Annotated in this window: 25 protein-coding genes; 7 read left to right on the plus strand and 18 right to left on the minus strand. The window is 68.0% G+C overall.

Annotated elements, in window-relative coordinates; genetic code table 11:
- Positions 1–50: 50 nt before the first annotated feature.
- Complete coding sequence (locus tag WJ12_RS20730; protein ID WP_034189773.1) at positions 51–791, minus strand: acetoacetate decarboxylase; 741 nt, start codon at positions 789–791, stop codon at positions 51–53.
- A gap of 433 nt (positions 792–1,224) precedes the next feature.
- Here WJ12_RS20730 and WJ12_RS20735 point away from each other — a divergent pair, with 433 nt between their 5' ends.
- Positions 1,225–1,806 (plus strand): undecaprenyl-diphosphatase, encoded by a 582-nt coding sequence (locus tag WJ12_RS20735; protein ID WP_059556395.1) that lies wholly within the window; start codon positions 1,225–1,227, stop codon positions 1,804–1,806.
- 26 nt (positions 1,807–1,832) lie between these two features.
- Here the strand turns inward: WJ12_RS20735 and WJ12_RS20740 are convergent, their stop codons facing one another.
- The 3 genes from WJ12_RS20740 to WJ12_RS20750 all read right to left on the minus strand — a co-directional run bounded on the left by WJ12_RS20740 (position 1,833) and on the right by WJ12_RS20750 (position 3,794).
- Positions 1,833–2,057, minus strand: coding sequence for a hypothetical protein (locus WJ12_RS20740; RefSeq protein WP_034189771.1), 225 nt, complete (start codon positions 2,055–2,057; stop codon positions 1,833–1,835).
- A gap of 166 nt (positions 2,058–2,223) precedes the next feature.
- A complete protein-coding gene (locus tag WJ12_RS20745) occupies positions 2,224–3,045 on the minus strand; it encodes a siderophore-interacting protein (protein WP_059556401.1) in 822 nt (273 codons plus the stop codon).
- Positions 3,046–3,083: 38 nt separating this feature from the next.
- Positions 3,084–3,794, minus strand: coding sequence for a PadR family transcriptional regulator (locus WJ12_RS20750; protein ID WP_059556394.1), 711 nt, complete (start codon positions 3,792–3,794; stop codon positions 3,084–3,086).
- Between the two features lie 267 nt (positions 3,795–4,061).
- Here WJ12_RS20750 and WJ12_RS20755 point away from each other — a divergent pair, with 267 nt between their 5' ends.
- On the plus strand, positions 4,062–4,265 hold the full coding sequence (locus WJ12_RS20755) for a hypothetical protein (protein ID WP_034189769.1): 204 nt from the start codon (positions 4,062–4,064) through the stop codon (positions 4,263–4,265).
- Between the two features lie 13 nt (positions 4,266–4,278).
- Positions 4,279–4,767 carry a hypothetical protein gene (locus WJ12_RS20760; RefSeq protein ID WP_049030293.1) on the plus strand — a complete coding sequence of 163 codons (489 nt, stop codon included), beginning with the start codon at positions 4,279–4,281 and terminating at the stop codon, positions 4,765–4,767.
- Between the two features lie 48 nt (positions 4,768–4,815).
- On the opposite strand, the gene WJ12_RS20765 is transcribed toward WJ12_RS20760, so the two are convergent.
- The 6 genes from WJ12_RS20765 to WJ12_RS20790 all read right to left on the minus strand — a co-directional run bounded on the left by WJ12_RS20765 (position 4,816) and on the right by WJ12_RS20790 (position 10,492).
- On the minus strand, positions 4,816–5,355 hold the full coding sequence (locus WJ12_RS20765; protein ID WP_034189768.1) for a cytochrome b: 540 nt from the start codon (positions 5,353–5,355) through the stop codon (positions 4,816–4,818).
- Between the two features lie 188 nt (positions 5,356–5,543).
- Positions 5,544–6,635 (minus strand): porin, encoded by a 1,092-nt coding sequence (locus WJ12_RS20770; RefSeq protein WP_034189767.1) that lies wholly within the window; start codon positions 6,633–6,635, stop codon positions 5,544–5,546.
- Positions 6,636–6,812: 177 nt separating this feature from the next.
- On the minus strand, positions 6,813–7,535 hold the full coding sequence (locus tag WJ12_RS20775) for an SDR family NAD(P)-dependent oxidoreductase (protein WP_034189766.1): 723 nt from the start codon (positions 7,533–7,535) through the stop codon (positions 6,813–6,815).
- Positions 7,513–8,634: a 2,3-butanediol dehydrogenase gene (locus tag WJ12_RS20780; protein WP_059556393.1), complete on the minus strand. Its 1,122-nt coding sequence runs from the start codon at positions 8,632–8,634 to the stop codon at positions 7,513–7,515. Before WJ12_RS20780 ends, WJ12_RS20775 begins: the two co-directional genes overlap by 23 nt.
- A gap of 1 nt (position 8,635) precedes the next feature.
- Entirely contained in the window at positions 8,636–9,940 is a 1,305-nt protein-coding gene (locus WJ12_RS20785; RefSeq protein WP_034189764.1) for an MFS transporter, read from the minus strand.
- 18 nt (positions 9,941–9,958) lie between these two features.
- Complete coding sequence (locus WJ12_RS20790; RefSeq protein WP_034189763.1) at positions 9,959–10,492, minus strand: 2,4'-dihydroxyacetophenone dioxygenase family protein; 534 nt, start codon at positions 10,490–10,492, stop codon at positions 9,959–9,961.
- 176 nt (positions 10,493–10,668) lie between these two features.
- On the opposite strand from WJ12_RS20790, the gene WJ12_RS20795 reads away from it, so the two are divergent.
- Positions 10,669–11,649, plus strand: a complete 981-nt coding sequence (locus WJ12_RS20795; RefSeq protein ID WP_069245809.1) for a helix-turn-helix domain-containing protein — start codon at positions 10,669–10,671, stop codon at positions 11,647–11,649.
- A gap of 86 nt (positions 11,650–11,735) precedes the next feature.
- Here WJ12_RS20795 and WJ12_RS20800 read toward each other — a convergent pair whose 3' ends face one another.
- From WJ12_RS20800 to WJ12_RS20820, 5 genes are all read right to left on the minus strand, one after another.
- Positions 11,736–13,301: a GMC family oxidoreductase gene (locus tag WJ12_RS20800; protein ID WP_034189761.1), complete on the minus strand. Its 1,566-nt coding sequence runs from the start codon at positions 13,299–13,301 to the stop codon at positions 11,736–11,738.
- A 151-nt stretch (positions 13,302–13,452) separates the two neighbouring features.
- Positions 13,453–14,421, minus strand: a complete 969-nt coding sequence (locus WJ12_RS20805) for a helix-turn-helix domain-containing protein (protein ID WP_034189760.1) — start codon at positions 14,419–14,421, stop codon at positions 13,453–13,455.
- A 203-nt stretch (positions 14,422–14,624) separates the two neighbouring features.
- On the minus strand, positions 14,625–15,413 hold the full coding sequence (locus tag WJ12_RS20810; protein WP_051701026.1) for a hypothetical protein: 789 nt from the start codon (positions 15,411–15,413) through the stop codon (positions 14,625–14,627).
- Between the two features lie 182 nt (positions 15,414–15,595).
- A complete protein-coding gene (locus tag WJ12_RS20815; protein WP_059556392.1) occupies positions 15,596–16,543 on the minus strand; it encodes an aldo/keto reductase in 948 nt (315 codons plus the stop codon).
- A gap of 343 nt (positions 16,544–16,886) precedes the next feature.
- Positions 16,887–17,507: a LysE/ArgO family amino acid transporter gene (locus WJ12_RS20820; protein WP_059556391.1), complete on the minus strand. Its 621-nt coding sequence runs from the start codon at positions 17,505–17,507 to the stop codon at positions 16,887–16,889.
- A 110-nt stretch (positions 17,508–17,617) separates the two neighbouring features.
- Here WJ12_RS20820 and WJ12_RS20825 point away from each other — a divergent pair, with 110 nt between their 5' ends.
- The gene (locus WJ12_RS20825) at positions 17,618–18,511 is read left to right on the plus strand and encodes a LysR family transcriptional regulator ArgP (RefSeq protein ID WP_034189757.1); all 894 of its coding nucleotides are present in this window, start codon (positions 17,618–17,620) and stop codon (positions 18,509–18,511) included.
- A gap of 48 nt (positions 18,512–18,559) precedes the next feature.
- Here the strand turns inward: WJ12_RS20825 and fnr are convergent, their stop codons facing one another.
- The 3 genes from fnr to WJ12_RS20840 all read right to left on the minus strand — a co-directional run bounded on the left by fnr (position 18,560) and on the right by WJ12_RS20840 (position 20,758).
- Positions 18,560–19,306, minus strand: a complete 747-nt coding sequence (fnr, locus tag WJ12_RS20830; protein WP_034189756.1) for a fumarate/nitrate reduction transcriptional regulator Fnr — start codon at positions 19,304–19,306, stop codon at positions 18,560–18,562.
- Between the two features lie 103 nt (positions 19,307–19,409).
- On the minus strand, positions 19,410–19,877 hold the full coding sequence (locus WJ12_RS20835; RefSeq protein WP_034189755.1) for a universal stress protein: 468 nt from the start codon (positions 19,875–19,877) through the stop codon (positions 19,410–19,412).
- A gap of 473 nt (positions 19,878–20,350) precedes the next feature.
- Positions 20,351–20,758 (minus strand): DUF3005 domain-containing protein, encoded by a 408-nt coding sequence (locus tag WJ12_RS20840; RefSeq protein WP_034189754.1) that lies wholly within the window; start codon positions 20,756–20,758, stop codon positions 20,351–20,353.
- A gap of 279 nt (positions 20,759–21,037) precedes the next feature.
- Here WJ12_RS20840 and WJ12_RS20845 point away from each other — a divergent pair, with 279 nt between their 5' ends.
- Together WJ12_RS20845 and epsC are read left to right on the plus strand one after the other, a co-directional pair.
- Entirely contained in the window at positions 21,038–21,271 is a 234-nt protein-coding gene (locus tag WJ12_RS20845) for a hypothetical protein (RefSeq protein WP_034189753.1), read from the plus strand.
- 137 nt (positions 21,272–21,408) lie between these two features.
- The gene (gene epsC, locus WJ12_RS20850; protein WP_034189752.1) at positions 21,409–22,329 is read left to right on the plus strand and encodes a serine O-acetyltransferase EpsC; all 921 of its coding nucleotides are present in this window, start codon (positions 21,409–21,411) and stop codon (positions 22,327–22,329) included.
- Positions 22,330–22,369 lie beyond the last annotated feature (40 nt).

Below are 22,369 nucleotides of genomic sequence, written 5' to 3' on the forward strand. Positions count from 1 at the left end.
TCGAATTCCCGTGATGAAAGGTTTGACAGGGAGAAAGGACTGCGGACGTGTTACTTGGCCAGGTAATCGTAGACGACTTCGCCGAGGCCCAGCGTCAAATCGGCGACCAGGTGCCGGGCCTCGACGATTTCGAGCACGGGCAGGTCGGCCACGGGCGCAAGCGCATGCGGCGCCAGTTCGAGCGACGCGGGGCCCGTCCACGCGCCCTTCATCTTGATGTCCTGCATGTAATAGCGCACGAGTTCGCAGACGCGCGCGGTGCCGTCGACGTGCGGGATGATCTTCAGCAGGAAATTGGGGCCGGCGAGCCGCTTCGTCTGCTCGTCGATGTCGAGTTCCTTGTGCTTGTAGCCCATCGTGCCGGTGGCGACGCGCACCTTGCCGTAGTCGAGCGTGCCGAGGATGTGATCGGTGTTCACGTGCAGCGTGGGCGACGCGAGCTTCTTCGGGAAGCCCCACAGCTCGCGGCCGCCGGCGATCGGCGGGTGATCGTCGAGATACATCGCGAGCGTATAGCCGCCCGGCTGGCCGTTGTATTCGACGGGGATGACCTGGCCGCTTTCGGTGTAGTCGCCGAAACCGGTCGAATCGGCCATGCGAATGAATTCGTAATGCACGAGCGGCTCGGTAACCTGCAGCGGCTCGGGGACAATTTCACGGAGACGGTCCGGATCGGTGCGATACGTGATGATCAGAAACTCACGATCGACGAAACGGTACGGGCCCATCGGGAAGGCAGGGCTGGTCAACGGCATCGCAAACGCTTTCGATCGGACATCGCTGGCTTTCATGCGGACTCCTTGTTGTTGATCGCTTCGTGGATGAGTGCTCGTAATCGTATGCCTGTGCGTTGCCGTTGTGCGATGCCGCATCTGGAATTAATTGTTGCCGATTTCGAATGATTTGCGGCGTAAATATTGAGATGAACGATACCAACGGCGGGGAAGGCGCCCGGCGGTCCGATGGTCGCACGCGCCGATGACACCACGATGTGAAAAAGGTGAGCCTTTTCGGGAGGCGGGGTGAGCCTTTGCGGGAGACGGTCGCGCGGGAATATGACAATTGTGTGAACTTGTGTTGCGGTGCATGCTCTAAGTGCGTTCGCCGCGGCGGCCTTCGCCCCGGCGGCGAACGCATTAAGCATCGCTTAAGCGGGCGCGCCCTAGCATCGTTCGTATCAGGCCGGGCAACCGGTCGTTTTTTTTTGCCCATGCAACCGGATTCATGCAGAACCTCAATCTCACCCTCTTTTCCGCCCTCAACGCCGGGGTTGCGCCGCAGCCGGGCGTCGGCCGCCTCGCGATCTTCGCTGCCGACTGGCTGGTCTATGCGCTGCCGGCGATGCTGCTGCTCACCTGGATCTTCGGCGCGCGCCCGACACGACGCCAGGCGATCGAAGCCGGCGTCGGCGTGTGCGTGGCGCTCGTGCTCGCGCAAGTGATCGGGCATGTCTGGTTCTCGCCGCGCCCGTTCATGGCCGGCGTCGGCACGCAACTGATTCCGCACGCGCCGGACAGCTCGTTTCCGAGCGATCACATGACGTTTGCGTGGAGCATGGCGGTCGGTCTGATGCTCGGCGGCACGACCCGCGTCACCGGGTTCGTGATGGTCGCGCTGGCCGTGGTGATTGCATGGGGGCGCGTGTATGCGGGTGTGCACTGGCCGTTCGACATGGCAGGCGGCGTGCTGGTCGGTACGGCCGGCGCGCTGGCCGCGCACCTGTGCGGGCAACGCGCGATCGCGCTGCTCGAACGGATCGGCGATTCGGTACACGCGGTCGTGATGGGGCGCCGGCACGCGCCCTGAATGAACGGAAATCGGGCAGGACGCCGTCAGCCGGGTGTCTTGGCCGAATCGGCCGAGGCGGACGGGCCGCCGCCCGCATCGTGCAGTTCGGACGTATCGGTCGGGTGCTGAGCGGCATCGCGCTCGAGGGCGCTTTCCTTCAGGATCGCGCACATCGCGACGAACAGCGCGAGCACTACCGCGGCGAGGCCGCAATAGCCGACGATCTTCAGGTGGCGAAGGAAAGGCGAAGCGTGGCTTTCTTTTGTCATGACCGGGCGCTCCTGGGCGGGCTGCGGCGGCTGTCGCCTGACAGCGGCGTCGCAGATACAGATATATACCAGCCGCGATACCGGTGCCAAGCCCGCTGGTGCGCGGACGCCACGATTGTGTCATCCGCCGGCCGACCGGCGCCCGTTTACCGGGTACCCGCCCCCGTCAGTCTTCCAGCGTTTCGTGCACGGCCGCCGCGCCGCGCTTCCAGTAGGCCGCCGCGCGGATGCGCGACTTGTCGACGCCGCGCTCGCCGGTCAGGTGCTGGCGGACCGCCCGCATCGACAGCGCTTCGCCGGCCGCCCACACGTAGCCGTCGCCGGACGACGGCAACGGCAGGTCGCGGACGGCATCCAACAGCGCATCGCCGTTCGCCGCGTCGGCTTCGGCGCGGAAGCGCCAGACTTCATGCACGTCGGCGCGCGTGTCGAACGAGATTTGCGCGGCCCGATCGGCGACTTCCAGCACGACAGCCGCACGCGCACCGGCCGGCAATTCCTCGAGACGCCGCGCGACGGCCGGCAGCGCCGTATCGTCGCCGATCAGCAGATGCCAGTCGAAACCGGTCGGGACGACGAACGAACCGCGCGGGCCGCCGATGCCGAGCCATTGGCCGACACGTGCCTGCGCGGCCCATTGCGACGCGGGGCCCGGATGGTTCAGCACGAATTCCAGATCGAGCTCGCGGGCGGCGCGATCGAAGCGGCGCGGCGTGAAGTCGCGCGCGACCGGCTTCGGTTCGCCTTCCGGAAACTCGGGGCCGTTCGCGCCGAGCGTCGGCATCGCGGGCCGTTCCGCACCGGGCGGGGGGAAAAACACCTTCACGTGATCGTCGAACGACGCGGACTCGAAATCCGCGAGATCGGGGCCGCCGAGCGTGACGCGCAGCAGGTGCGGCGTCACGGCACGCACGCGCAGGACCTGCAGCAGGCGGAACTTGAGGGTATGGCGCACGCGGGTCACGGTGCGCTCGGATAGGTTCTGCATCAATCCGTTCTCCTTGAGGTTTGACGGGGCGGCGCGGATCACGCGCCGGAGCCGCCTTCGATTTCGGCCGTCGCACGGCGCATGATGGCCGCGATGCGGCGTTGTTCGTTGGCGTCGGCTGCGCTCTTGTGCAGCAGCGCCCGCTTGAGCGCGAGGCGCGCCTCGACGAACTCCGGCAGCCAGCCGGCCTGCGATTCGTCCGGTGCTTCGTTGCCCGCCGATTCCCCGGCGAACGCGCGGCGCATGAATTCCATCTTGCGTGCGAGGTGCGTGAGGCGAGCGAACAGCGTGTCGACGCGTTCGCGCTGCGCATCGAGATGCGCGCGGCCGGCGTCGGTCAGCGCATAGCGCTTGCGGTTGCCTTCCGCCTGCGATGCGACGAAGCCGACTTCTTCCAGATACGTGAGCGCCGGATACACCATGCCGGGGCTCGGGCTGTAGAAACCGTTGGAACGCGTGTCGAGCGCCTTGATCAGCTCGTAGCCGTGGCTCGGCTGTTCGGCGACCAGCGCGAGCAGCAGCAACTGGAGATCGTCGGAGCTGAACTGGCGGCCGCGCGGCATACCGTCGTCGCCGAAATCGCCAAAGCCGCCGCGCCCGCCCCGGCCGCCGAACGGGCCGCCACCGAACATGTCGTGGCCGCGGCGGTGGCGGCCGATCGCGTACCAGAGACCGGCGAACCAGTCGGGGCGGGCATGCGCACCATGACCGTCGCAACGGTCATGGCCGCGGAAGTGATTGTGTCGCATGATCCTGTCCTATATGTCGAAAAACATATCTAAAGATATATATCGAAAGATAGGGCGTCAAGGGGGTTTATTTGGGGTTGGATTGGGTCTATGAGGGGGACGCCGTGCATCGCGCGATGACCTCCCGCACCGTCGCCCATGTCAACAATGGTCAATTCCGATGCCGGTGTGTTGTGGTCCGTGCACTCAGTGGCGACAATCGGCGCGCTCGCCCGGACGAGCGCGCTTGAGAAGCGGCTCTCGCTTTCCGCGCCCTGGAAAATTCGAATGACGTTCATCCTGCCGCACAATCCACGCCAAGACCGGCGTCAACGCGCCGACGCGCTGCTGCTCGAGGCGGCCGCGGATGACGCATTCGTCCGCGAATCGTTGCGTATCGTCGCCGAGGCCAGGCAGCGCATCGAGGATTCGCGCGTGTTGACTACCGGTGCGGCGCCGCGTGACATGCACGACGGCGCCGATGTCTCGTAGGAGGTCGCCGACCATGGGATCGAAAGCCGCGAACCGTACGTGGCAGGTCGCGCTGGCGCTGGTTGCGCTGGCGGGCGTCGCATGGTTCGCGCTCGGCATGCGCATCCACTTCGGCTACTACGCCGACGACAGGCAGGCCGCGCTTCGGGCGGAAGCGTTGGTCGTGCAGCGCTTCAACGCGCAGGCGTTCGACGCGATCTACGACGACGCGGCCGACGCGATGCGCGCGACCGTATCACGCGCGCAGGCCGTCGACGCGATGCGTGCGACGCTGAAAGCGTACGGGACCATCGTCGAAGACAACGAAGGCGCGACGACCTGCTTTCCCGATCAGGTCCGCATGGTGCGCTGGCTGAGGTCGTCGAACGGGACCGACCTGACGCAGGTGAGCCTGTGGTCGACGCCGGGCGGCGATGCCAAGCTGGTGATGATGCGGATCTCGCCGGGGCGCGTGAGCGTCGATCCCGAGATCGTCCACCGGAATCGCTGCGGTGCGCGGTGAGCGGCAGCCGAACGACGCGCCGCGGGCCGGCGCGTGTGCCCGTTTCCTTCAGATGCCCATCCGCTCCGCCACCCCGTCGCGATCCACGAACTTGTGCTTCATCGCGGCGCCGACGTGCAGGGCCAGCAGCAGGCCGAGCGTCAGCACCAGCGCGCGATGCAGCGTATCGGTCAGGAGTCGCAACGGTTCGTCGCGGCCGACGAGCATCGGCAGGTCCGTGATGCCGAAGAAGCTGACCGCGTGCGCACCGGCGAGGCGGTGCACGTAGCCGGTCAGCGGCACGAGAAGCAGCAGCAGGTACAGCACGCCGTGCAACGCACCGGCGATCCGCGCCTGCCAGGCCGGGACGTTGTCCGGCAGCGGCGGCGGGGTGTGCGTCGCGCGCCAGGCGAGGCGCGGCACGGTCAGCATGAAGATCAGGCTGCCGATCGACGCGTGATAGAACAGGATGCCGTTGAACTGCGGCGAGTTGTGCGGAAACGTATCCATGTAGAGCCCGATCGAGAGGTTCAACAGGATCAGGATCGCGATCGACCCGTGCATGGCGATCGCGAAGCGTGCGTAGGCGGCGTGGTTGGGCTGTGACATGAGCGGTCTCGCAGATTCGGGTAGGGTGCCGCGCACCCGCGCGTCCGGCGCAGCGAACGGCGTGGCGACACCCGATGGACCGGGACCGGGCCGGATTTATTCCCGATGCATGCGTCGCTTGCCGTTGCACCGTATTCCCACGGCAGACGGAAGCAAGCGAAGGGGCCGCTCCCCTCCAGCCCCCGCTGTCAGAACCGCGTACTGAACCCGATCCGCGCGATCGACTGCCGGGCGCCGCTCGATGCGCCGTCCGCATCCATCACGCCGTTGATCTGCGCGTTGCTGCCGTGGCCGGTGCGCTGATGCACGCCGGCGACATACACCATCGTGCGCTTCGACAGCCAGTACTGGACGGCGGCCAGGAATTGATGCGCATGCGCGTTGTCGAGCGTGTCGTTGCCCTTCATGTAGGTATAGCTCGCGCCGACGACCCAGGCGGGCGACGGGTGCCATGCGGCCCCGGCTTCGGCCGACCATGCGCCCGCGCCGTTCTGCGCGTTGTGCACGGTCGTGAAGAGCGCCTTCCCCGTGACCGTGCCGACCGTGTAATGCAGGCCCGCGCCCCAGTTGCGCACGCTGGTGGGCGGCAGTCCGCCGACGGCGCCGTATTTCTGGTTCGTATAGGCCGCGCCCGCGCCGAACGGGCCGTTGTCGTAGCTCGCACCGACGCTGACCGTGTTGTTCGCGCCGATCGACCCCGCGACGTTCCCGAAGCCGTACAGCGCACCGAAGGTCAGGCCCGACAGCGACGGGCTCGTGTACTTGACCGAATTCGCGACGCGATTGCTGCCCGCGACGCGGTCCCAGTCGAACGCGCCCGTCGGGTTGTTCGGCAGCGCGAGCTTGTCGAACGGTCCGTTGCGGAAGCCGTACAGGCCGACGAGATCCTGCGCGATCTCGTTGCCGCTGGCGGCCAGCGAATCGACCATGAACTCGTACTGGTTGCCCAGCGTCAGCGTGCCGTACCGGTCGTTCTGCAGCCCGACGTAGGCGGTGCGCGCGAACAGCCCGCCGCCGATGATCGAGCCGTTGCCGAGCGAATACTGGTTCACGAGCCGGAAGATCGCGCGCGTGCCCGCACCGAGATCCTCCTTGCCCTCGAAGCCGAGCAGGTTCGGAAAGAAGATGTTGTCGTCGAATTTCGCGGCGCCGTGGCCGCCTTGATTGCTGACATAGCTGATGCCGGCGTCCATCAGCCCGAACATCGTCACGCTGCTCTGTGCAAACGCCGCAGCCGGAAGCGTGCAGGCCGCGAGTGCCAGTAAGGTCTTTTTCGTCATCTCCAATGTGCTCCTCACATGTTTCCGATCGGATCGGATATTTTTTGATCGGACTACTGATTGATATGAACAAACCAGAACCGGAAGAATCCCGGTTCGGCGGCAACGGAAGGGAGCCGGCCGCGCGACGGGTATCGGCGGATTTCGCGAATCCGCCGATGCCCCGCGCGCCGAGCGCTAGACCGTCGAGTACCCGCCGTCCACCGGCACGACCGCGCCGGTCACGAACGACGCGCCGGGCGAGCAGAGGAACAGGATCACTTCCGCGACCTCGTCGGCCGTGCCCCAGCGCCCGAGCGGCGTGCGCTCGAGGATGCGGCGCGACGCTTGCGCGTCGGCCTTCAGGCCGGTACTGAGCGGCGTGTCGATCCAGCCGGGCGCGACCGCGTTCACGCGGATGCCGCGATCGGCCCACGCCTGCGCGAGCGAGCGCGTGAGCTGCGCGATGCCGCCCTTGCTCGCGCTGTACGCGGGCCGGTCCTTGCTGCCGAAGTACGTGTACATCGACGCGATATTGACGATGCTGCCGCCGTGTGCCGACAGCGCCGGCCGGGCGGCGTCGGACGCGCGCATCACCGACGTCAGGTTCACGTTCAGCACGAGCTCGAACTGGTCCATCCGGTATTCGTCCGCGTGCCGGCTGATGCCGACGCCGTTGACGAGCACGTCGAGCCGCGGCAGCGCCGCGATCGTACGCGCGAGCGCATCGCTGTCGGTCACGTCGAGCGCCACGCAGCGGATGCCCGCATGCACGGGCGCATGCGGGCCGGCGGCGTCGAGCCCGAGTGCGACGACCGACGCGCCGGCTTGCGCGAACCGCAACGCGGTGCGCGCGCCGATGCCCGACGTGCCGCCCGTCACGACGACGGACTGGCCTTCAAACGCCCACTGACGACTCATGCTCGGCACTCCCGGTGAGATGGGCGCGACGGGCGGGCCGTTGCGCGGGTGAAACGAGAATCTTGATCTGCGTGCGGTCGGCGAGCAGCGCATCGAAGCCGTCGGCGACGGCGTCCTCGAGCGACACCGTGCGCGTGACGATCGACGTGAGATCGAGCGCGCCCGACGCGACGATGCGCAGCAGGTCTTCGTACGCGTGTCGGTAACCGACGCTCGCGGTGAACGTCAGCTCGTCGTTGACCGCGCGGAACGCGTCGAAGCCCGCATGCGGCATCAGGCCGACCATCACGAGGCGGCCGCCCTTGCGTAGCGCCTGCATCGCCGACTCGAACGTGGCCGGCAGCCCGGCCGCCTCGAAACTCGCATCGACGCCGAGCCCGCCTGTCGCCGTGCGGATTGCATCCTGCAACGTGCCGGCGTCGAGCGCACGCGCGTCGAACGCATGCGTCGCGCCCACGCGCGTGGCGGCCGCGAGCCGCTCGGGCGACACGTCGACAGCCACGATCGTCGTCGCACCCTGCAGCTTCGCGAGCATGATCAGCAGCAGGCCGATCGGTCCGAGCCCGAACACCGCGCAGGTCTCGCCGAGCCGCAGTGCGCCGCGCCGCAGCGCATGCAGCGCGACGGCGGCCGGCTCCATCACCGCGGCCTGCTCGAGGCTCACGCCGTCGGGCAGGCGATGCAGCATGTAGGCCGGCACGACCGCGAAGTCGGCCATCCCGCCGTCGCCCATCAGCCCGGCGAAGCCCATCGACACGCACAGGTTGTACGACCCGGCGCGACAGTACGCGCACTGGCTGCAGCGGTACTCGGGCTCGACCGCGACGCGGTCGCCCGCGCGCAGCGCCGTCACGCCTTCGCCGACTTCGACGACGGTGCCGCAGAACTCGTGGCCGAGCGTCAGCGGCGCGGTGCGGCGCGACAGCGGGTGCGGCGCGTCGACGGGAATCGCGTGGGGGCCGTCCGCATATTCGTGCAGGTCACTGCCGCAGATCCCGCAATACGCGATCGCGATGCGCACGTCGCCGGGGCCGACGCGCGGCGTGTCGATGTCGACGAGACGGACGTCGCGCGGGCCATGCCATTGAAGTGCCCGCATGTCAGCGCCCTCCGAGGTTTGGCGTGTCGAGGCGGCTGGCGGCGGCACCGGCGAGCGCGCGCTTGCGCAGCACGGCCGGCGCGGTTTCGACGAGGCCGAACGACAGCACGCACGCGAGGATCGCGCCGGTCGCCGACGTCCACATCGCGAACTGCAGGCCATACTTGTCCGCGGCAAAGCCTGCGACAGTCGGCGCGACGAAGCCGCCGATCAGCTCTCCGGCGCCCATGATCAGCCCGAGCGCGCTGGCGATCGCGCGCGGCGGCACCGTTTCGGCCGGGATCGTCGCCATGAACAGCGTGAAGCAGCCGAGGCCCGTATAGGTGACGAACACGAGCGCACCGAGCGCCCAGACCGACCCGACATGGATCATCACCAGCGGGCACACGGCCGCGATCAGCGCGAACACGATCATCGTCGGCTTGCGGCCGATCCGGTCGGAGATCGCCGGCACCGCGAAGCCCCAGAACACCCACGCGGCGCCGAGGCAGGTCATCACGATGCCCATGTCGGACGGCGACAGGTGGCGGCTTTCCACGAGGAAGACGGGCGCGAACGAGATGATCACGACGAACCACGTGAGGAAGAAGCAGCTGATCAGCACGCAGAGCAGGATGTTGCGTTCCTTCAGCAGCGCCCAGCGGTTGATCGCCGCGCCGCTCGCGGCCGGCGCACCGGTGCCGTCGGCCTGCACGTGCCGCGCGCCGCCGGGCGGCACTTCGCGCACCCAGCGCCAGATGCAGAACGCGATCAGGAAGCCCGGGATGCACGACACGTAGAACGCCTCGCGCCAGCCGTACGCGGTGGCGATGCCGATCACGACCGGCGGGCCGATCATCGCGCCGAGCAGGCCGGCGGCCGAACCCTGCAGCAGGCCCATGTTCAAGCCGCGGCGGCTCGGCGTCGAGCTTTCGACCATCAGCGATTGCGACAGCGGCAGCACGGGGCCTTCCGCAATGCCCATCAGCGCGCGGAACGCGATCAGGCTCGCGAAGCCGCCGACGAGCCCGGAGAGTGCCGAGCACACGGAAAAGCCGAGCACGGCGGCGATCAGCAGCGGCTTGCGCGTGCCGCGCGCATCGGACCATGCGCCGGTCGCGGCGCCCGACAGCGCCCACGTGAGCGCCAGTGCGGACGACACCATGCCGAGCTGCGTGTTCGTCAGGTGCAGCTCGGCCGACATGAACGGGAACAGGAACGACAGCGCGAGGCGGTCGAAGAAGACGAAGCCGAACGTCATGAACAGGATCAGCAGCAGCCTGTTCTCGTACGTCCAGGGGGACCGGGAGGAAGACGGGGATGTCATGGGGCGCCTCGTCGTGCGTCAGCGGAACAGCTTCTCGATCGCTTGCGCGCCGAGGCCGACCTTCTCGTAATGCGCCTTGCACATCGCGATGTACGAATGCACGTCGAAGTAGCCGTCGGGGTTGCCTTCGTCGTCGAGCCAGATCAGCGGCCCCTTGACGATGAAGAACGCGCGCATCGGCTCGGGGTGATCGAACGCGACGAGCGTGTGGCCTTCGCCGGGCGTTTCGTACACGAAGTCGCCCTTCGTCGCGGTCCATTCGTGTTCCAGGTAGCCCCATTTGCCGGACAGCGTGTACGCGAACACCTCGTGCGGGTGATAGTGCCGGTTCACGAGCCCGGCTTCCTTGGCCATCAGGATGTCGCACCATTTGTTCTGCGACGGCGAGATCCACAGCGGCCGGGACGAAACCGTTTCGGTGAACGGAACGTAATAGCGTTCGTCGTCGGTGGCCGCGTTCGGGATGTACGCTTCGGGCAGCGCATCGGGCTTGAACGGATTGGCAATCGCCGGAATGTTTTGCCAGAATTCGGATACGGCTTGGTCGACCACGGTTTGTCTCCTTCTATGGGTTGTCGTGGGCTCGACTTTAGCCAGCCGGTGCGCGCCGCTCTTGACTGGGCTGGACGAATTGCTTGACCGCGCCGGACATTGCATCGCACCAGAATCCAGACGAACCATCCCCCAATCCGTGCCGCTCCGCGCGGCGGGCGCCCGCAGGAGGCGACGTGACGAATTCGACCGTTTTTTCACGCACGCGAGGCTCGACGGCCGACGTGCCGGCGCGCGACAGGATGGCGTACTGGGATGCGTTCAATGCGGCGACGCTGGTCGGGCTGCGCTGCTCGTCGCTGTCGCCGGCCGGGCTCGAGGTCGAGAAGACCGACATCACGCTGCCGGGCCTCGGCATCGCCGACATCAGTGGTCAGGATCACGTGATCGAGCGCAGCCCCGCGCTGGTGCGCCAGTTGCCGAAGGAATCGCTGTTCGCGTGCCAGATCCTGAGCGGGCGCGCGTATTTCATCCAGCGCGACCGGTGCCTGCTCGCGGAAGCCGGCGATGTCGTCGTCTACGACACGCGCGTGCCCTATCTTTTCGGATTCCTGACGCCGATGCGGCAGCTGCTGATCGACATGCCGGTCACGTCGTTCGACGAGCGGCTCGACGCGGAGCTGGCCGCGCTGCCGCTGCGGATCGCGCCGAAACCGGGCGCGGGCGCGATGCTCGGCGCGACGTTGCGCGCGAGCGTCGAGCGTTTCATGAAGGATCCGGTGGCGCACGATGCCGCGCGGTTCGTCGAGCATACGCGTACGCTGATCGCGGAACTCATCGACACGGAAGTCAACGGCGCGGGCGCGTCGCGTGCGTCGCTGTCGTACCTGCTGACCGCGAAGCAGTACATCGCGACGCATCTCGGCGAGCCGGAACTCGGGCCACAGGCCGTCGCGGACGCGGTCGGGCTGTCGCTGCGGCATCTGGGCCGGCTCTTCGCGGCCGAAGGCGAGTCGATCACGCAGCACATCTGGTCGGAGCGGCTGTCGCACGCGCATCGCGAGCTGACCGACGCGCGGCTGCGCAAGACGAGCATCGGCGAGATCGCGTTTCGCTGGGGGTTTTCGAGCCAGGCGCACTTCAGCCGCGCGATCCGCGAGCGCTACGGCGCGTCGCCGATGGCGCTGCGCGATGCGGCGCGTGCGGCCGGGGGCTGAGGCCCGGCTTTCGCAGGTTCGGCGGCGCGTGGGTCACGCGCCGCTTTTGCTTTCGGCGCGGTGCCGCATGCCGCACGCGCGCCGCGTCACTCCGCCAGCATGAACTCGGCGCAGCGCTCCGCGATCATGATCGTCGGCGCGTTCGTGTTGCCGGACACGATGCGCGGCATCACCGAGGCATCGCAGATCCGCAATCCGTCGACGCCCCGCACGTTGAGGTGCGGCGTGACGACCGCCTCGTCGTCGTTCCCCATGCGGCACGTGCCGGCCGGGTGATAGACGGTTTTCGCGCGGCGCCGCACGTAATCGGCGAGCGTCGCGTCGCTCAACGTCTCGGCTTCGCGGACGATGCGCGAGAGCGACGGTGCGCGGATGATCCGCCGCGCGAGCGCGACACCGCGCACGAGGCCGTCGACATCGGCCGGATCCGACAGCGCACCGCTGTCGAACAGGATAGGCGCGGCCGGATCGTTGCCGCGCAGTTGCACGGAGCCGCGCGAGCGCGGCCTGAGCAGGCACGGGTTGATCGACAGTCCGTGGCCGGGCAGCGGCGCGCGGTCGACGTCGCCGACGAGCGTCGGCAGCACGTGGAACTGGATGTCCGGGCGGCCGCCGCCCGTCGTATCGACGAACGCGCCCGATTCGACCACGTTCGACGTCAGCAGGCCCGTGCGGCACAGCATCCACTGCAGCCCGTGCCGCAGCGCCTTCAGCCCGCGATCCTCGCCGAGCAGGCTGACCGGCGCGTGGCTGCGGCCGTAGATCGACACCTCGAGATGATCCTGATAGTTCGCGCCGACGTCACGGCTGTCGTGCAGCACGTCGATGCCGTGCGCGCGCAGGTGCGCGCCGGGCCCGATGCCCGACAGCATCAGCAGCTTCGGCGTGCTCAGCGCGCCGGCCGCGAGCACGACGTCGGCGCGTGCGGCGGCCGCGCCCGTTGCGCCGCCTTCGGTGCGCCATTCGACGCCGGCGGCACGCCGCCCGTCGAACCGGATGCGCGTCACGCGGCAGCCGGTCAGCACGCGCAGGTTCGGATGGGCGAGCGCCTCGGCGAGATAGGTGGCCGCGGTGCTGCCGCGCTGCCCGTCGAAGATCGTCGTGTGATAGAAGCCGACGCCGTGCTGCGCGGCGCCGTTGAAGTCGTCGTTGTACGCGATGCCGGTTTCCTGCGCCGCCTTCACGAACGCGAGGCTCAGCGGATGCCGGAAGCGCGTGTCGCCGACTTTCAACGGCCCGTCGGTGCCGTGGAACGGCTCGGACAGCCGCAGGTGCGATTCGGCGCGCTTGAACACGGGCAGCACGTCGTCCCAGCTCCAGCCCGTGCAGCCGAGCGCGGCCCAGTCGTCGTAGTCGTCGCGTGTGCCGCGCACGTACAGCATTGCGTTGACCGAACTGCCGCCGCCGAGCGTGCGGCCCTGCGGCACATAGGTCTTGCGGCCGGCCGCGCCGGGCTGCGGCTCGCTCTCGAACGTGACCGTGCGCCGTGTGCCGAGCACGCGGATGAACGTCGCCGGAATCCGGATGAACAGGCTGTCGTCCTTCGGGCCGTCCTCGAGCAGCAGTACGCGCCTGCCGGCCGTCACCAGCCGATGCGCGACCGTACAGCCGGCCGAACCGCCGCCGACGACGATGTGGTCGTACGTCTCCATCCCGCTTCTTCTCCTTGTTGTCGGGCGGCGGAACGCGTGCCGCCGCGCAGGAAGCCAGCTTAGCGAACGGGTTGCGGCCCCATTTGACCGGGACGGCCGCCGTGCTTGCCTCGCCCGGACACGGCGGCGGGTGGCGGCGCGCGAACGGGCGCTAGCGGGCGTCGGCGGGTGCGCGCGACGCGCTCGGCGTCTCGCCGAATCGCGCGCGGTAGCTGCGGCTGAAGTGCGCGCTGTTGTTGAAGCCCCAGCGGAACGCGATTTCGCTGACCGTCAGGTGCTTCAGCGACCGGTCGCGCAGGTCGGCACGGCACCGTTCGAGCCGCCGCGCGAGGATGTAGCGCGTGAGCGGCATCCCTTCGATCTCGAACACGCGCGCAAGCTGGCGCGGCGACAGGTTGATCGCACGGCTCACCGATTGGCTGTCGAGATCGTCGTCGGCGAGATGGCTGTCGATGAAGGCCTTCGCGCGCGACAGCGTGTGGACGGTCGACTTGGTCGGCGACGTGTCGCCGTCGCGTAGCCGCAGCATCGACTGCACGAGATCGAGGAGCGCGGCGGCGCGCCGTTCGCGCGCGTCGGGCGTCGGCTCGTGCGGCGCGGCGAGCAGCCCGACCACCTGCCGCACGGCCCACGACGTCACGCCGTCGTCGCGATCGATCTTGACGAGGCTGCGGTAGCGCCACGGGCCGACGCGCGCTTCGAACACGTCGCGCGGCACGTCGAGCACGGTCATCGCCATGTCGGCCGGAAAGCCGTGACCGTACGGCATCGACGTGTCGTACAGCACGAGGTCGCCGGGCGCGTGCTGCATGCAGTCGACGTCCTGGAACGTATAGCCCTGCCCCGCGTGCATCAGGCAGATGAAGATGGCGTCGCGCTGATCCGTGTGGATGTTGTGCGGCGTGCGCACGACCGCGTGCCGGTTCGCGACGATGTCGCATGCGCGGAACAGCCCGAGATCGCGCGTGCGCATCGACGCATCGATGCCTTCGGACGACTTTCCGCTGCATTCGATCCGCACGAGCGTGCGCGCGACATGGTCGACCCAGAAGTCGACGCGCTCGGCGCCGCGTACGGCGCGCGTCGAGACCGTGGCGATCTCCGTGCTGGTATCCGGCATGACGTTCTCCCAATGACCGCCCGAGCGGCGCAGTCTCGGGCACGTCGAACGGCGCGGTCAATCCGTGAAAGACCCGGGGCCGGCGCGTCACGCGCTTGCAGCGGGGCGCGGCGGGCGGTTGCGCGATCGATGTCCGGCCGAGTCAACGGAAGCGGCCGTACGAGTCAAGACACGGCCGTGATTTTCGGGCAGCCGGCGCGGGCTCACTTCGACGAAGACGACGGCAGCCCGAGCGGCACGTCCCGCTCGTTACCCATCTTGCCGCCGCGGAACGCGACGCTCACGTAGCCGGCACGCCGTGCGTCGGTGACGTTCGCGTAGATCGACGTCATCAGCATCCCCGCGTCGCAGCCGAGCGCGATCGTGCGGTCGACGCGGCCGGTCGCGATGTTCACGGCGCGCAGCGACCGCATCGCGATGCCGCACGTGTCGGACAGCGCATAAACACCGACCAGCATGTGCGTCCTGGTGCGATACCACATCGGGATATCGACCACGCCGTCGAGCTGGAGATGATCCTGGTCGTTGTCGTTCAGCCGTCCGACTTCGTTCAGCGTGATCGGGAAGGTGTGGCGGCCGTCGTCCCACGTGCCGGTCACCGTTTTGCCGGCGAGGTTCAGCGCGATCGGGCAAGGCTTCGGCCGCGTGGGCGACGCGGCCGGCACGACCGGCGAGTCGGCCGTCGACGCGGGCTGCGATGCTTCGCACAGCGTCATGCGGCCGTCGGGCGTGCGCCGACCCTGCAACGGGATCGGCTTGCGATGCGCGTCGTAGTAATAGCTGCCGTCGACGCGCCAGCGGCCTGCGTCGTTGCGGTTGATGGCGTCGTAGGTCTGCAGCGATACGTGAACGGGTGCGTGGCCGATCGTGCCCGTGTAGTTCGCGATTTCGTACCAGCCGGCGACGGACAGGGCCGGCGCGCAGCCGAGCAGCGCGGCGATCGCCGCGGCGAGCGGGCGGGAGAATCGGGCGCGACGCGGGATGCGGTTCATCGGCGGTCCGGGTGCGTGGGATGGGTTCGGGCGCGAAGGATGCGCGCCATTGTATCCATCCGTGATTCCGCGATTGTCCGTGTCCGCGCGGACGGTGATACCGGCGTACATATGACACAGGCCGGCCGTGCAACCGCGCGAATCGCGCGACTTCTCCGGCCGGCCTGCTGCCGCGACGGGTCTCAAGGCGCGCTGGCCTCGTCGATCTGGCGGATATCGTCCTGATCGAGTTGCAGGCGGATCGCCTCGCCGAGCAGGTCGAGCTGCGCGAGCGACGTCGCGCTGGCGATCGGCGCGGTGATCGTCGGCCGCGCGATCTGCCACGCGAGCGCGATCGCGGCCGGCTGCGTGCGGTGCTTCGCCGACACGGCGTCGAGTGCCGCGAGGATGCGCAGGCCGCGTTCGTTCAGATAGCCGGCGACACGATCTCCGCGCACGCTCTTCTTCAGGTCGGCCTCGCTGCGGTACTTGCCCGACAGGAAGCCGCTCGCGAGCGCGTAGTAGTTGACGACGCCGAGCTTCAGGTCGCGCACGACCGGCTCGAGATCGCGTTCGTAGCCGGCGCGGTCGATCAGGTTGTACTCGGGCTGGATCACCTGGTATGCGGGCAGCCCGTCGCGCTGGCTGATCGCGGCGGCTTCGCGCAGGCGCGCGCCGCTGTAGTTCGACGCGCCGATGATGCGCACCTTGCCGGCGTCGATCAGCGTCCGATACGCGCCGAGCGTCTCCTCGAGCGGGGCCGTATCGGCGAGATCGCGATGCGAGAAATACAGGTCGATATAGTCGGTCTGCAGGCGGCCGAGCGAATCGTCGACGGCTTTCAGGATGTTGTCCTTCGTCAGCCCCGCGCGCGCGGCCAGCAGGCCGACCTTGGTCGCGATCACGACCTGCTCGCGCTTGCCGGAGCGCTTGAGCCACTTGCCGATGATGGTTTCCGATTCGCCGCCGCTGTTGCCGGGGACCCAGGCCGAATAGACGTCGGCCGTGTCGATGAAGTTGATGCCGGTGTCGGCGAGCGCGTCGAGCAGCGAAAACGACGTGCTTTCGTCGACGGTCCAGCCGAAGACGTTGCCGCCGAACGCGAGCGGCGAAACCTGGATGGTCGATGTGCCGAGGGTGCGGTATGCCATGTTCCTCTCCGATAACTGCGGGTGACGGGATTGAACTGCGGATGGGGCGATACGAATGCGGCGGGACGGCGGCGTGCGCGATGCGGTTTCGCCGTTGTCGCGGGACACCGGACATTCTCGCCGATCGCTCCGGTTCGTGCAGCCGGTGCGTCGCCGCGATGATGGACGGCTCGCGGCAGATGACGGATGCGTCGTCCGTTACGTGCGCGTTTCGTGCGGCTGCGTTCGATCGGGAGCGAATTTTTTACGGCGGCGGGGGCGACGAGGAGGCAGGCTGCGCGGGCGGGGTGCCGGCGCGGTGGGAAAGACGGGCGGCAGTCGGCCGCCCGTCCGAGGAGGGCCGTCAGCGCAACTGCACCGCCGCGAGAAACAGCACCATGCCGCCGATCGCGCCGTCCAGCACGCGCCACGCGACGGCCTTGCGGAACCACGGCGCCAGCAGGCGCGCGCCGTAGCCGAGCCCGAGGAACCACACGACGCTGACCGTCATCGCGCCGATCGCGAACGCGAGCCGTGCGCCTTCCGGTTCGCGTGCGCCGGCCGTGCCGATCAGCAGGAACGTGTCGAGATACACGTGCGGGTTGAGCCACGTGAACGCGAGCGTCATCAGCACGATCGCGAGCCCGCCCTGCGACGGCGGCGCGACCGCGTCGCCGCGCACGTCGAGCGTGGCGTGGCCCGGCGTGAACGCGCGGCGCAGCGCGTTGATGCCGAACCAGGCGAGATACGCGAGCCCGACATACAGCACCGCATGGACGAAGGCCGGATAGCGTTCGACGAGCACCGATGCGCCGCCGACGCCCGCGCCGATCAGGATCATGTCGGACAGCGCGCACAGCAGCACGATCTTGCCGACGTGCGCGCGCATGATGCCCTGGCGGAGGACGAACGCGTTTTGCGCGCCGATGGTGACGATGAGCGATCCGCACAGGGCGGCGCCGTGGGAAAAAGCGAGCCAGTTCATGATGATGGGCAGCGGGATGGGCAGTAGACGAATGAATCGGGTAGCGCTAGTCTGCGGTCAGCATGAAGATAAGAGAAGCTAATTCACCTAATGCGGATTAAGGAAATCTAATGCTCGACTATGCGTTGCTCGATGCCCTCGCGGCCGTGATCCGGCATGGTTCGTTCGAACGGGCGGCCAAGGAGCTGAATGTCACGCCGTCGGCCGTGTCGCAGCGCGTGAAGCTGCTGGAGGAGCGCGTCGGCAGCGTGCTCGTCAAGCGCGGGCAGCCGTGCGTCGCGACGACGTCGGGCGCGCTGCTGTGCAGGCATACCGAACGCGTGCAGTTGCTCGAGGCCGAACTGGGCGGCCGGATGCCGGCGCTGCCGGGCCAGATCGCGAGCGCGTGGCCGACGCTGCGCGTGGCCGTCAACGACGACAGCGTCGCGACGTGGTTCATCGATGCGGTCGGGCCGTTCTGCACCGAGCGCGAGACGTTGCTCGACCTCGTGATCGACGACCAGGATTACACGGCGTCGCGCATCCGCGACGGCAGCGTGCAGGGCGCCGTGACCGCGCAGGCCGAGCCGATCCAGGGATGCCGGTCGGAACGGCTCGGCCGCATCCGCTATCGCGCGGTGTGCTCGCCGGCGTTTTACGACCGCTATTTCAGCGCGGGCATCACGCGCGACGCGCTGCGCCGCGCGCCGTGCGTGATGTTCAATCCGAAGGACGGGCTGCAGGCGCGTTTCATCCGGCGCGTGACACGCGCGGATCTCGATCCGCCGCAGCACTGGATACCGCACGTGGCAGGCTATCTGCGCGCATGCGAAACGGGATTGGGATGGGGGATGTGCCCGGACCGGATGGTCGATCGCCAGCTGGCGGCGGGTGAGCTCGTGGACATGTCGCGCGGGCGCACCGTCGACATCGATCTCTACTGGCAGAGCTGGCGCCTGTCGATCGGCTGGCTCGACGATTTCAGCGCGGCGCTGAAGACGCGCGCCGCGCTGTTTCTCGATTGATTCGGCAGGCGATGCCGGCGGCGCGCGAGCCGTGCGCGCCGAGCGGGATCAGACGTGCTGCAGGCCGTCGAAGTCGACGATCTGCACGTGGCGGCCCTGCATTTCGATCAAGCCGCGCTTCTGGAACTTCGACAGCGTGCGGCTGACCGTTTCGAGCGTCATGCCGAGATAGCTGCCGATGTCTTCGCGCGTCATCCGCAGGTTGAATTCCGACGGCGAGTAGCCGCGCTTCAGGTAGCGCGACGACACGTCGAGCAGGAAGGCGGCGACGCGCTCTTCCGCATTCAGCGAACCGAGCAGCATCGTTTGCGACGTTTCGCGCACGATCTGTTCGCTCATCAGCTTGTGCATGCGCAGCTGCATCGAGCCGGCTTCCGAGCACAGTGCCTTGAGCGCGCTGTACGGGATCACGCAGACGGAGCTGTCTTCCAGCGCGACCGCGGTACGCGGGTGGGTATCGTCGCAGATGCCGTCGAGGCCGAGCGCTTCACCGGCGAGATGCAGGCCCGTGACCTGTTCGCGGCCGTCGTGGCGGGTCGCGACGGTTTTCAGCGAACCCGAGCGCACCGCGTACAGGTTGTCGAATGCGTCGCCTTCGCGGAACAGCGCTTCGCCGCGCTTGACGGGGCGTGCCGCGCAGATGACCGACTCGAGGCGGCTGAGTGCTTCGGGTGCCAGGCCCTGCGGCATGCACAGGTGCCGCATTGCGCACGACGAGCAGTGCGCGGCCTGGCGAGGCGCCCAGCTACCGGTGTGCGGCGTGGCGGCGGGACGTGTGGCGACGGGCGTCAGCATGATCGTTTACTCCGGCGTTGGATCGACGGAATCATTGTCCCACCGCAAGTTGCCGCTGTCGGGTGACAAAACGTCGCGACCGGCGGCGCGTGCCGGATACCGTTCAGGCGGGCTGTTCGTCGACGTTCGCGGCCGCGGGGATCAGCAGCACGGGCACGGTGGCGTGCCGCACGCATTGTTCGGCGATGCTGCCGAGCACGAGGCGGCGGAAGCCGCGGCGGCCATGCGTGCCGAGCACGAGCAGATCGGCGCCGAACGCCTTTGCACCATCGAGGATCAACGACGAGACATCGTTGAGCGACGTCGCTTCGTTCTGCCGTGTTTCGCCTTTCACGCCGGCGGCCTGCATCAGCTTCGTGAAATCCTGCGCGAGTGCGTTGCCCTGCGCGACGAGCTGATCGCGCAGCACGGACGGATCGTAGCCGGGCACGTTGTAGTAGATCGCGGCGTTCTCGACGACGTAGAACGGTTGCAGCTCGGCGCCGTGCGCTTTCGCAAGCGCCAGCGCGGCATCGAACGCGTGGCGGGACGTGTCGCTGCCGTCGACGGCAACCAGAATACGCTTGTACATAGTGTCTCCGAATGGCGGGTTGAAACGAAGTCGGCCGGATGGCCGATCGGGCTGGGCAATGCGCGATGCTGCGAGGCAGGGTAAACCAACGGCGGGGACTTTGCAGTGCGGCGCCCGCCGGGTCGCGCGGCCGCACGGCGCCTGCCGCACCGCGCGACGCGGGGTGCGTCGCGTGCGGCTCGGTCGTGGCCGCCGCGCGCGTCGGCGGCGGGAACGCATGAGGACATGCACCAGCCGGGCGTGACAGACACGTCGATGCACCGCCCGTGTCGCCATTCAATCGCAACCGGGCCGTTTCGACATGACTTCGATCAACGCATGGGCATTGGCACGATTCGCGGCATGCATGAAGCCGTGGATGCCGATGCGTGAAATCGTTCAATCGAGCATCGGTCGCGCACGCCGGTCCGCCGCCACCGGTCGCCGACCGATGCCGTTGCGCAAACGAACGATCGATTCAAACGGCGCGCCGGCTATCGCGGTACGGCCGTCAGTTCGATGATGCGTTCCGGCCGCCGTCCATGGCCGGGCCAGTACGCGCTGCCGTACATCCTGTGAACGGGGCCGAACGGCGCGTCGCCCGGAGCCGGCGCGTCGAAACCTTTCTCGATCACCATGTAGCCCGCGCGCAGCGCGAATGCCGGATGGTTGCCGCCGGGGCGGCTGTCGAACCCGGCGAAGCCGTCGCCGGCTTCCGGCATCGCGTTGACGAGCGACGCATTGCTGCGCGTGATCTGGTCGGGCGAGATCGGCCCGCCGCCGGCGAGGCGCGACGCCTCGCGGTTCTTGCCGTCGGTGTCGACCGTGCTGTCGTGCGTGTCGTCGTTGTCGAGCTCGATGCTGCGCGGATGCACACGACCTGTTTGACCGGATGATTCCATCGCGGCTCTCCTGGCGGCGAAACGCTCCGGATCGAAGCAAATCCCGTTCCGGGCACGACGGGAAAAGGCGCGCGAGCGACCGCCGCAGCCGCGCGGCGCGCACTGATTTGTCATGATTTATTTCAGCTAGAAGACACGTTTTCTACAGAGTATGATTCTTTTCCTGCGAAGCGGCGACAGGGGATGCAGACGCGCCGCCTCTGCCCGCGCCGGGGCGCCGCAGCACCCCTTGGAGACGGGTAGTGAACAACAAAGCAAGGGACTAGAGGTGGCGGATTCATGCAAGCGACTACTGCCTTCACGCACCGCGGTTATCTGTTGAATTGCGCGCCCGCGCGCGCCAGCGACGGGTCGTTCAAGCCCTACGTCGTGATCTCCCGATCGAGCGACGGGGAGCTCGTTGCGAACCGTTTTTTTCCGATCGAGCTCCAGTTCAACGACGAAGGCGACGCGATCGCGCACGCGCGCGACTGGGCCGTGCGATGGATCGACGCGAGCAGCGTCACGATGTGACGCCGCCGCGCCGGTGCAGCACCGGCCGTCCGGTCGAGCCCCGGTGTCCCGCTCCCGGACGAAAAACGCGGTAATCTTGCGGAACCCGTCACTTTATTAGCGGCCGTGCGACCGAGCGCGGCCGCGTGCATTGGCATATGTCGACATCACCCGCCCGTCAGTGGGGCCTCGAAGAAATCGTCGCCGGCTTGCGCGAGTCGCGCGAGGAACTCCATCGCACGCGCCATCCGCGCGGCATCCGCGAACTGCCGTCGCGCGATGCGATCTGCAAGATTGTGACCGGCCTGCGCGCGTCGATGTTTCCGACGCACTACGGCGCACCGGACCTGACCGACGAAAGCGTCGATTATTACGTCGGCCACACGCTCGAAAGCACGCTGCGCATCCTGGCCGAGCAGATTCGCCGTGCGCTGCCGTTCCTGCCCGAGCATGCCGATACGCCGTTCGCCGAGCTCGACGAACGCGCGTTCGAGATCGCGCGCGAATTCGGCCGGCAGTTGCCGGCGGTCCGCGCGCTGCTCGTCAGCGACATCCAGGCCGCGTATGCGGGCGATCCGGCCGCGCAGCACATCACCGAGATCCTGCTGTGCTACCCCGGCGTGTTCGCGATGATGCACCATCGGCTCGCCCACGCGCTGCACCGGCTTGGCGTGCCGCTGCTCGCGCGCTTCATCAATGAAATCGCGCACTCGGCCACCGGCATCGATATCCACCCGGGCGCGCAGATCGGCCCGAGCTTCTTCATCGACCACGGCACCGGCGTGGTGATCGGCGAAACCGCGATCATCGGCGAGCGCGTGCGCGTGTACCAGGCCGTCACGCTCGGCGCGAAGAGTTTCCCGGCCGATGGCGAAGGCGCGCTGGTGAAGGGCAATGCGCGGCACCCGATCGTCGAGGACGACGTGGTGATCTACGCGGGCGCGACGATTCTCGGCCGCGTGACGATCGGACGCGGCTCGGTGATCGGCGGCAACGTGTGGCTCACGCACAGCGTGCCGCCTGGCACCAGCGTCGCGCAGGGCAAGGTTCGCGAAGGCGGGAGCGCCGAGAAGCCGTAACGCGGCGGGCGGCGGCGCGCCCGCTTCGCACGGGCGCGCG

This window comes from Burkholderia seminalis (assembly GCF_001718535.1).
Taxonomy (GTDB): domain Bacteria; phylum Pseudomonadota; class Gammaproteobacteria; order Burkholderiales; family Burkholderiaceae; genus Burkholderia; species Burkholderia seminalis.

Coding starts and splice junctions, on each gene's coding strand:
- WJ12_RS20845 (WP_034189753.1), top strand. CDS start 21,038: ATGCAAGCGACTACTGCCTTCACGCACCGCGGTTATCTGTTGAATTGC.
- WJ12_RS20755 (WP_034189769.1), top strand. CDS start 4,062: ATGACGTTCATCCTGCCGCACAATCCACGCCAAGACCGGCGTCAACGC.
- fnr (WP_034189756.1), bottom strand. CDS start 19,306: ATGCTGACGCCCGTCGCCACACGTCCCGCCGCCACGCCGCACACCGGT.
- WJ12_RS20750 (WP_059556394.1), bottom strand. CDS start 3,794: ATGCGACACAATCACTTCCGCGGCCATGACCGTTGCGACGGTCATGGT.
- WJ12_RS20735 (WP_059556395.1), top strand. CDS start 1,225: ATGCAGAACCTCAATCTCACCCTCTTTTCCGCCCTCAACGCCGGGGTT.
- WJ12_RS20785 (WP_034189764.1), bottom strand. CDS start 9,940: ATGACATCCCCGTCTTCCTCCCGGTCCCCCTGGACGTACGAGAACAGG.
- WJ12_RS20805 (WP_034189760.1), bottom strand. CDS start 14,421: ATGCCGGATACCAGCACGGAGATCGCCACGGTCTCGACGCGCGCCGTA.
- WJ12_RS20825 (WP_034189757.1), top strand. CDS start 17,618: ATGCTCGACTATGCGTTGCTCGATGCCCTCGCGGCCGTGATCCGGCAT.
- WJ12_RS20760 (WP_049030293.1), top strand. CDS start 4,279: ATGGGATCGAAAGCCGCGAACCGTACGTGGCAGGTCGCGCTGGCGCTG.
- WJ12_RS20800 (WP_034189761.1), bottom strand. CDS start 13,301: ATGGAGACGTACGACCACATCGTCGTCGGCGGCGGTTCGGCCGGCTGT.
- WJ12_RS20730 (WP_034189773.1), bottom strand. CDS start 791: ATGAAAGCCAGCGATGTCCGATCGAAAGCGTTTGCGATGCCGTTGACC.
- WJ12_RS20740 (WP_034189771.1), bottom strand. CDS start 2,057: ATGACAAAAGAAAGCCACGCTTCGCCTTTCCTTCGCCACCTGAAGATC.
- WJ12_RS20775 (WP_034189766.1), bottom strand. CDS start 7,535: ATGAGTCGTCAGTGGGCGTTTGAAGGCCAGTCCGTCGTCGTGACGGGC.
- WJ12_RS20780 (WP_059556393.1), bottom strand. CDS start 8,634: ATGCGGGCACTTCAATGGCATGGCCCGCGCGACGTCCGTCTCGTCGAC.
- WJ12_RS20840 (WP_034189754.1), bottom strand. CDS start 20,758: ATGGAATCATCCGGTCAAACAGGTCGTGTGCATCCGCGCAGCATCGAG.
- WJ12_RS20770 (WP_034189767.1), bottom strand. CDS start 6,635: ATGACGAAAAAGACCTTACTGGCACTCGCGGCCTGCACGCTTCCGGCT.
- WJ12_RS20815 (WP_059556392.1), bottom strand. CDS start 16,543: ATGGCATACCGCACCCTCGGCACATCGACCATCCAGGTTTCGCCGCTC.
- WJ12_RS20765 (WP_034189768.1), bottom strand. CDS start 5,355: ATGTCACAGCCCAACCACGCCGCCTACGCACGCTTCGCGATCGCCATG.
- epsC (WP_034189752.1), top strand. CDS start 21,409: ATGTCGACATCACCCGCCCGTCAGTGGGGCCTCGAAGAAATCGTCGCC.
- WJ12_RS20745 (WP_059556401.1), bottom strand. CDS start 3,045: ATGCAGAACCTATCCGAGCGCACCGTGACCCGCGTGCGCCATACCCTC.
- WJ12_RS20835 (WP_034189755.1), bottom strand. CDS start 19,877: ATGTACAAGCGTATTCTGGTTGCCGTCGACGGCAGCGACACGTCCCGC.
- WJ12_RS20820 (WP_059556391.1), bottom strand. CDS start 17,507: ATGAACTGGCTCGCTTTTTCCCACGGCGCCGCCCTGTGCGGATCGCTC.
- WJ12_RS20810 (WP_051701026.1), bottom strand. CDS start 15,413: ATGAACCGCATCCCGCGTCGCGCCCGATTCTCCCGCCCGCTCGCCGCG.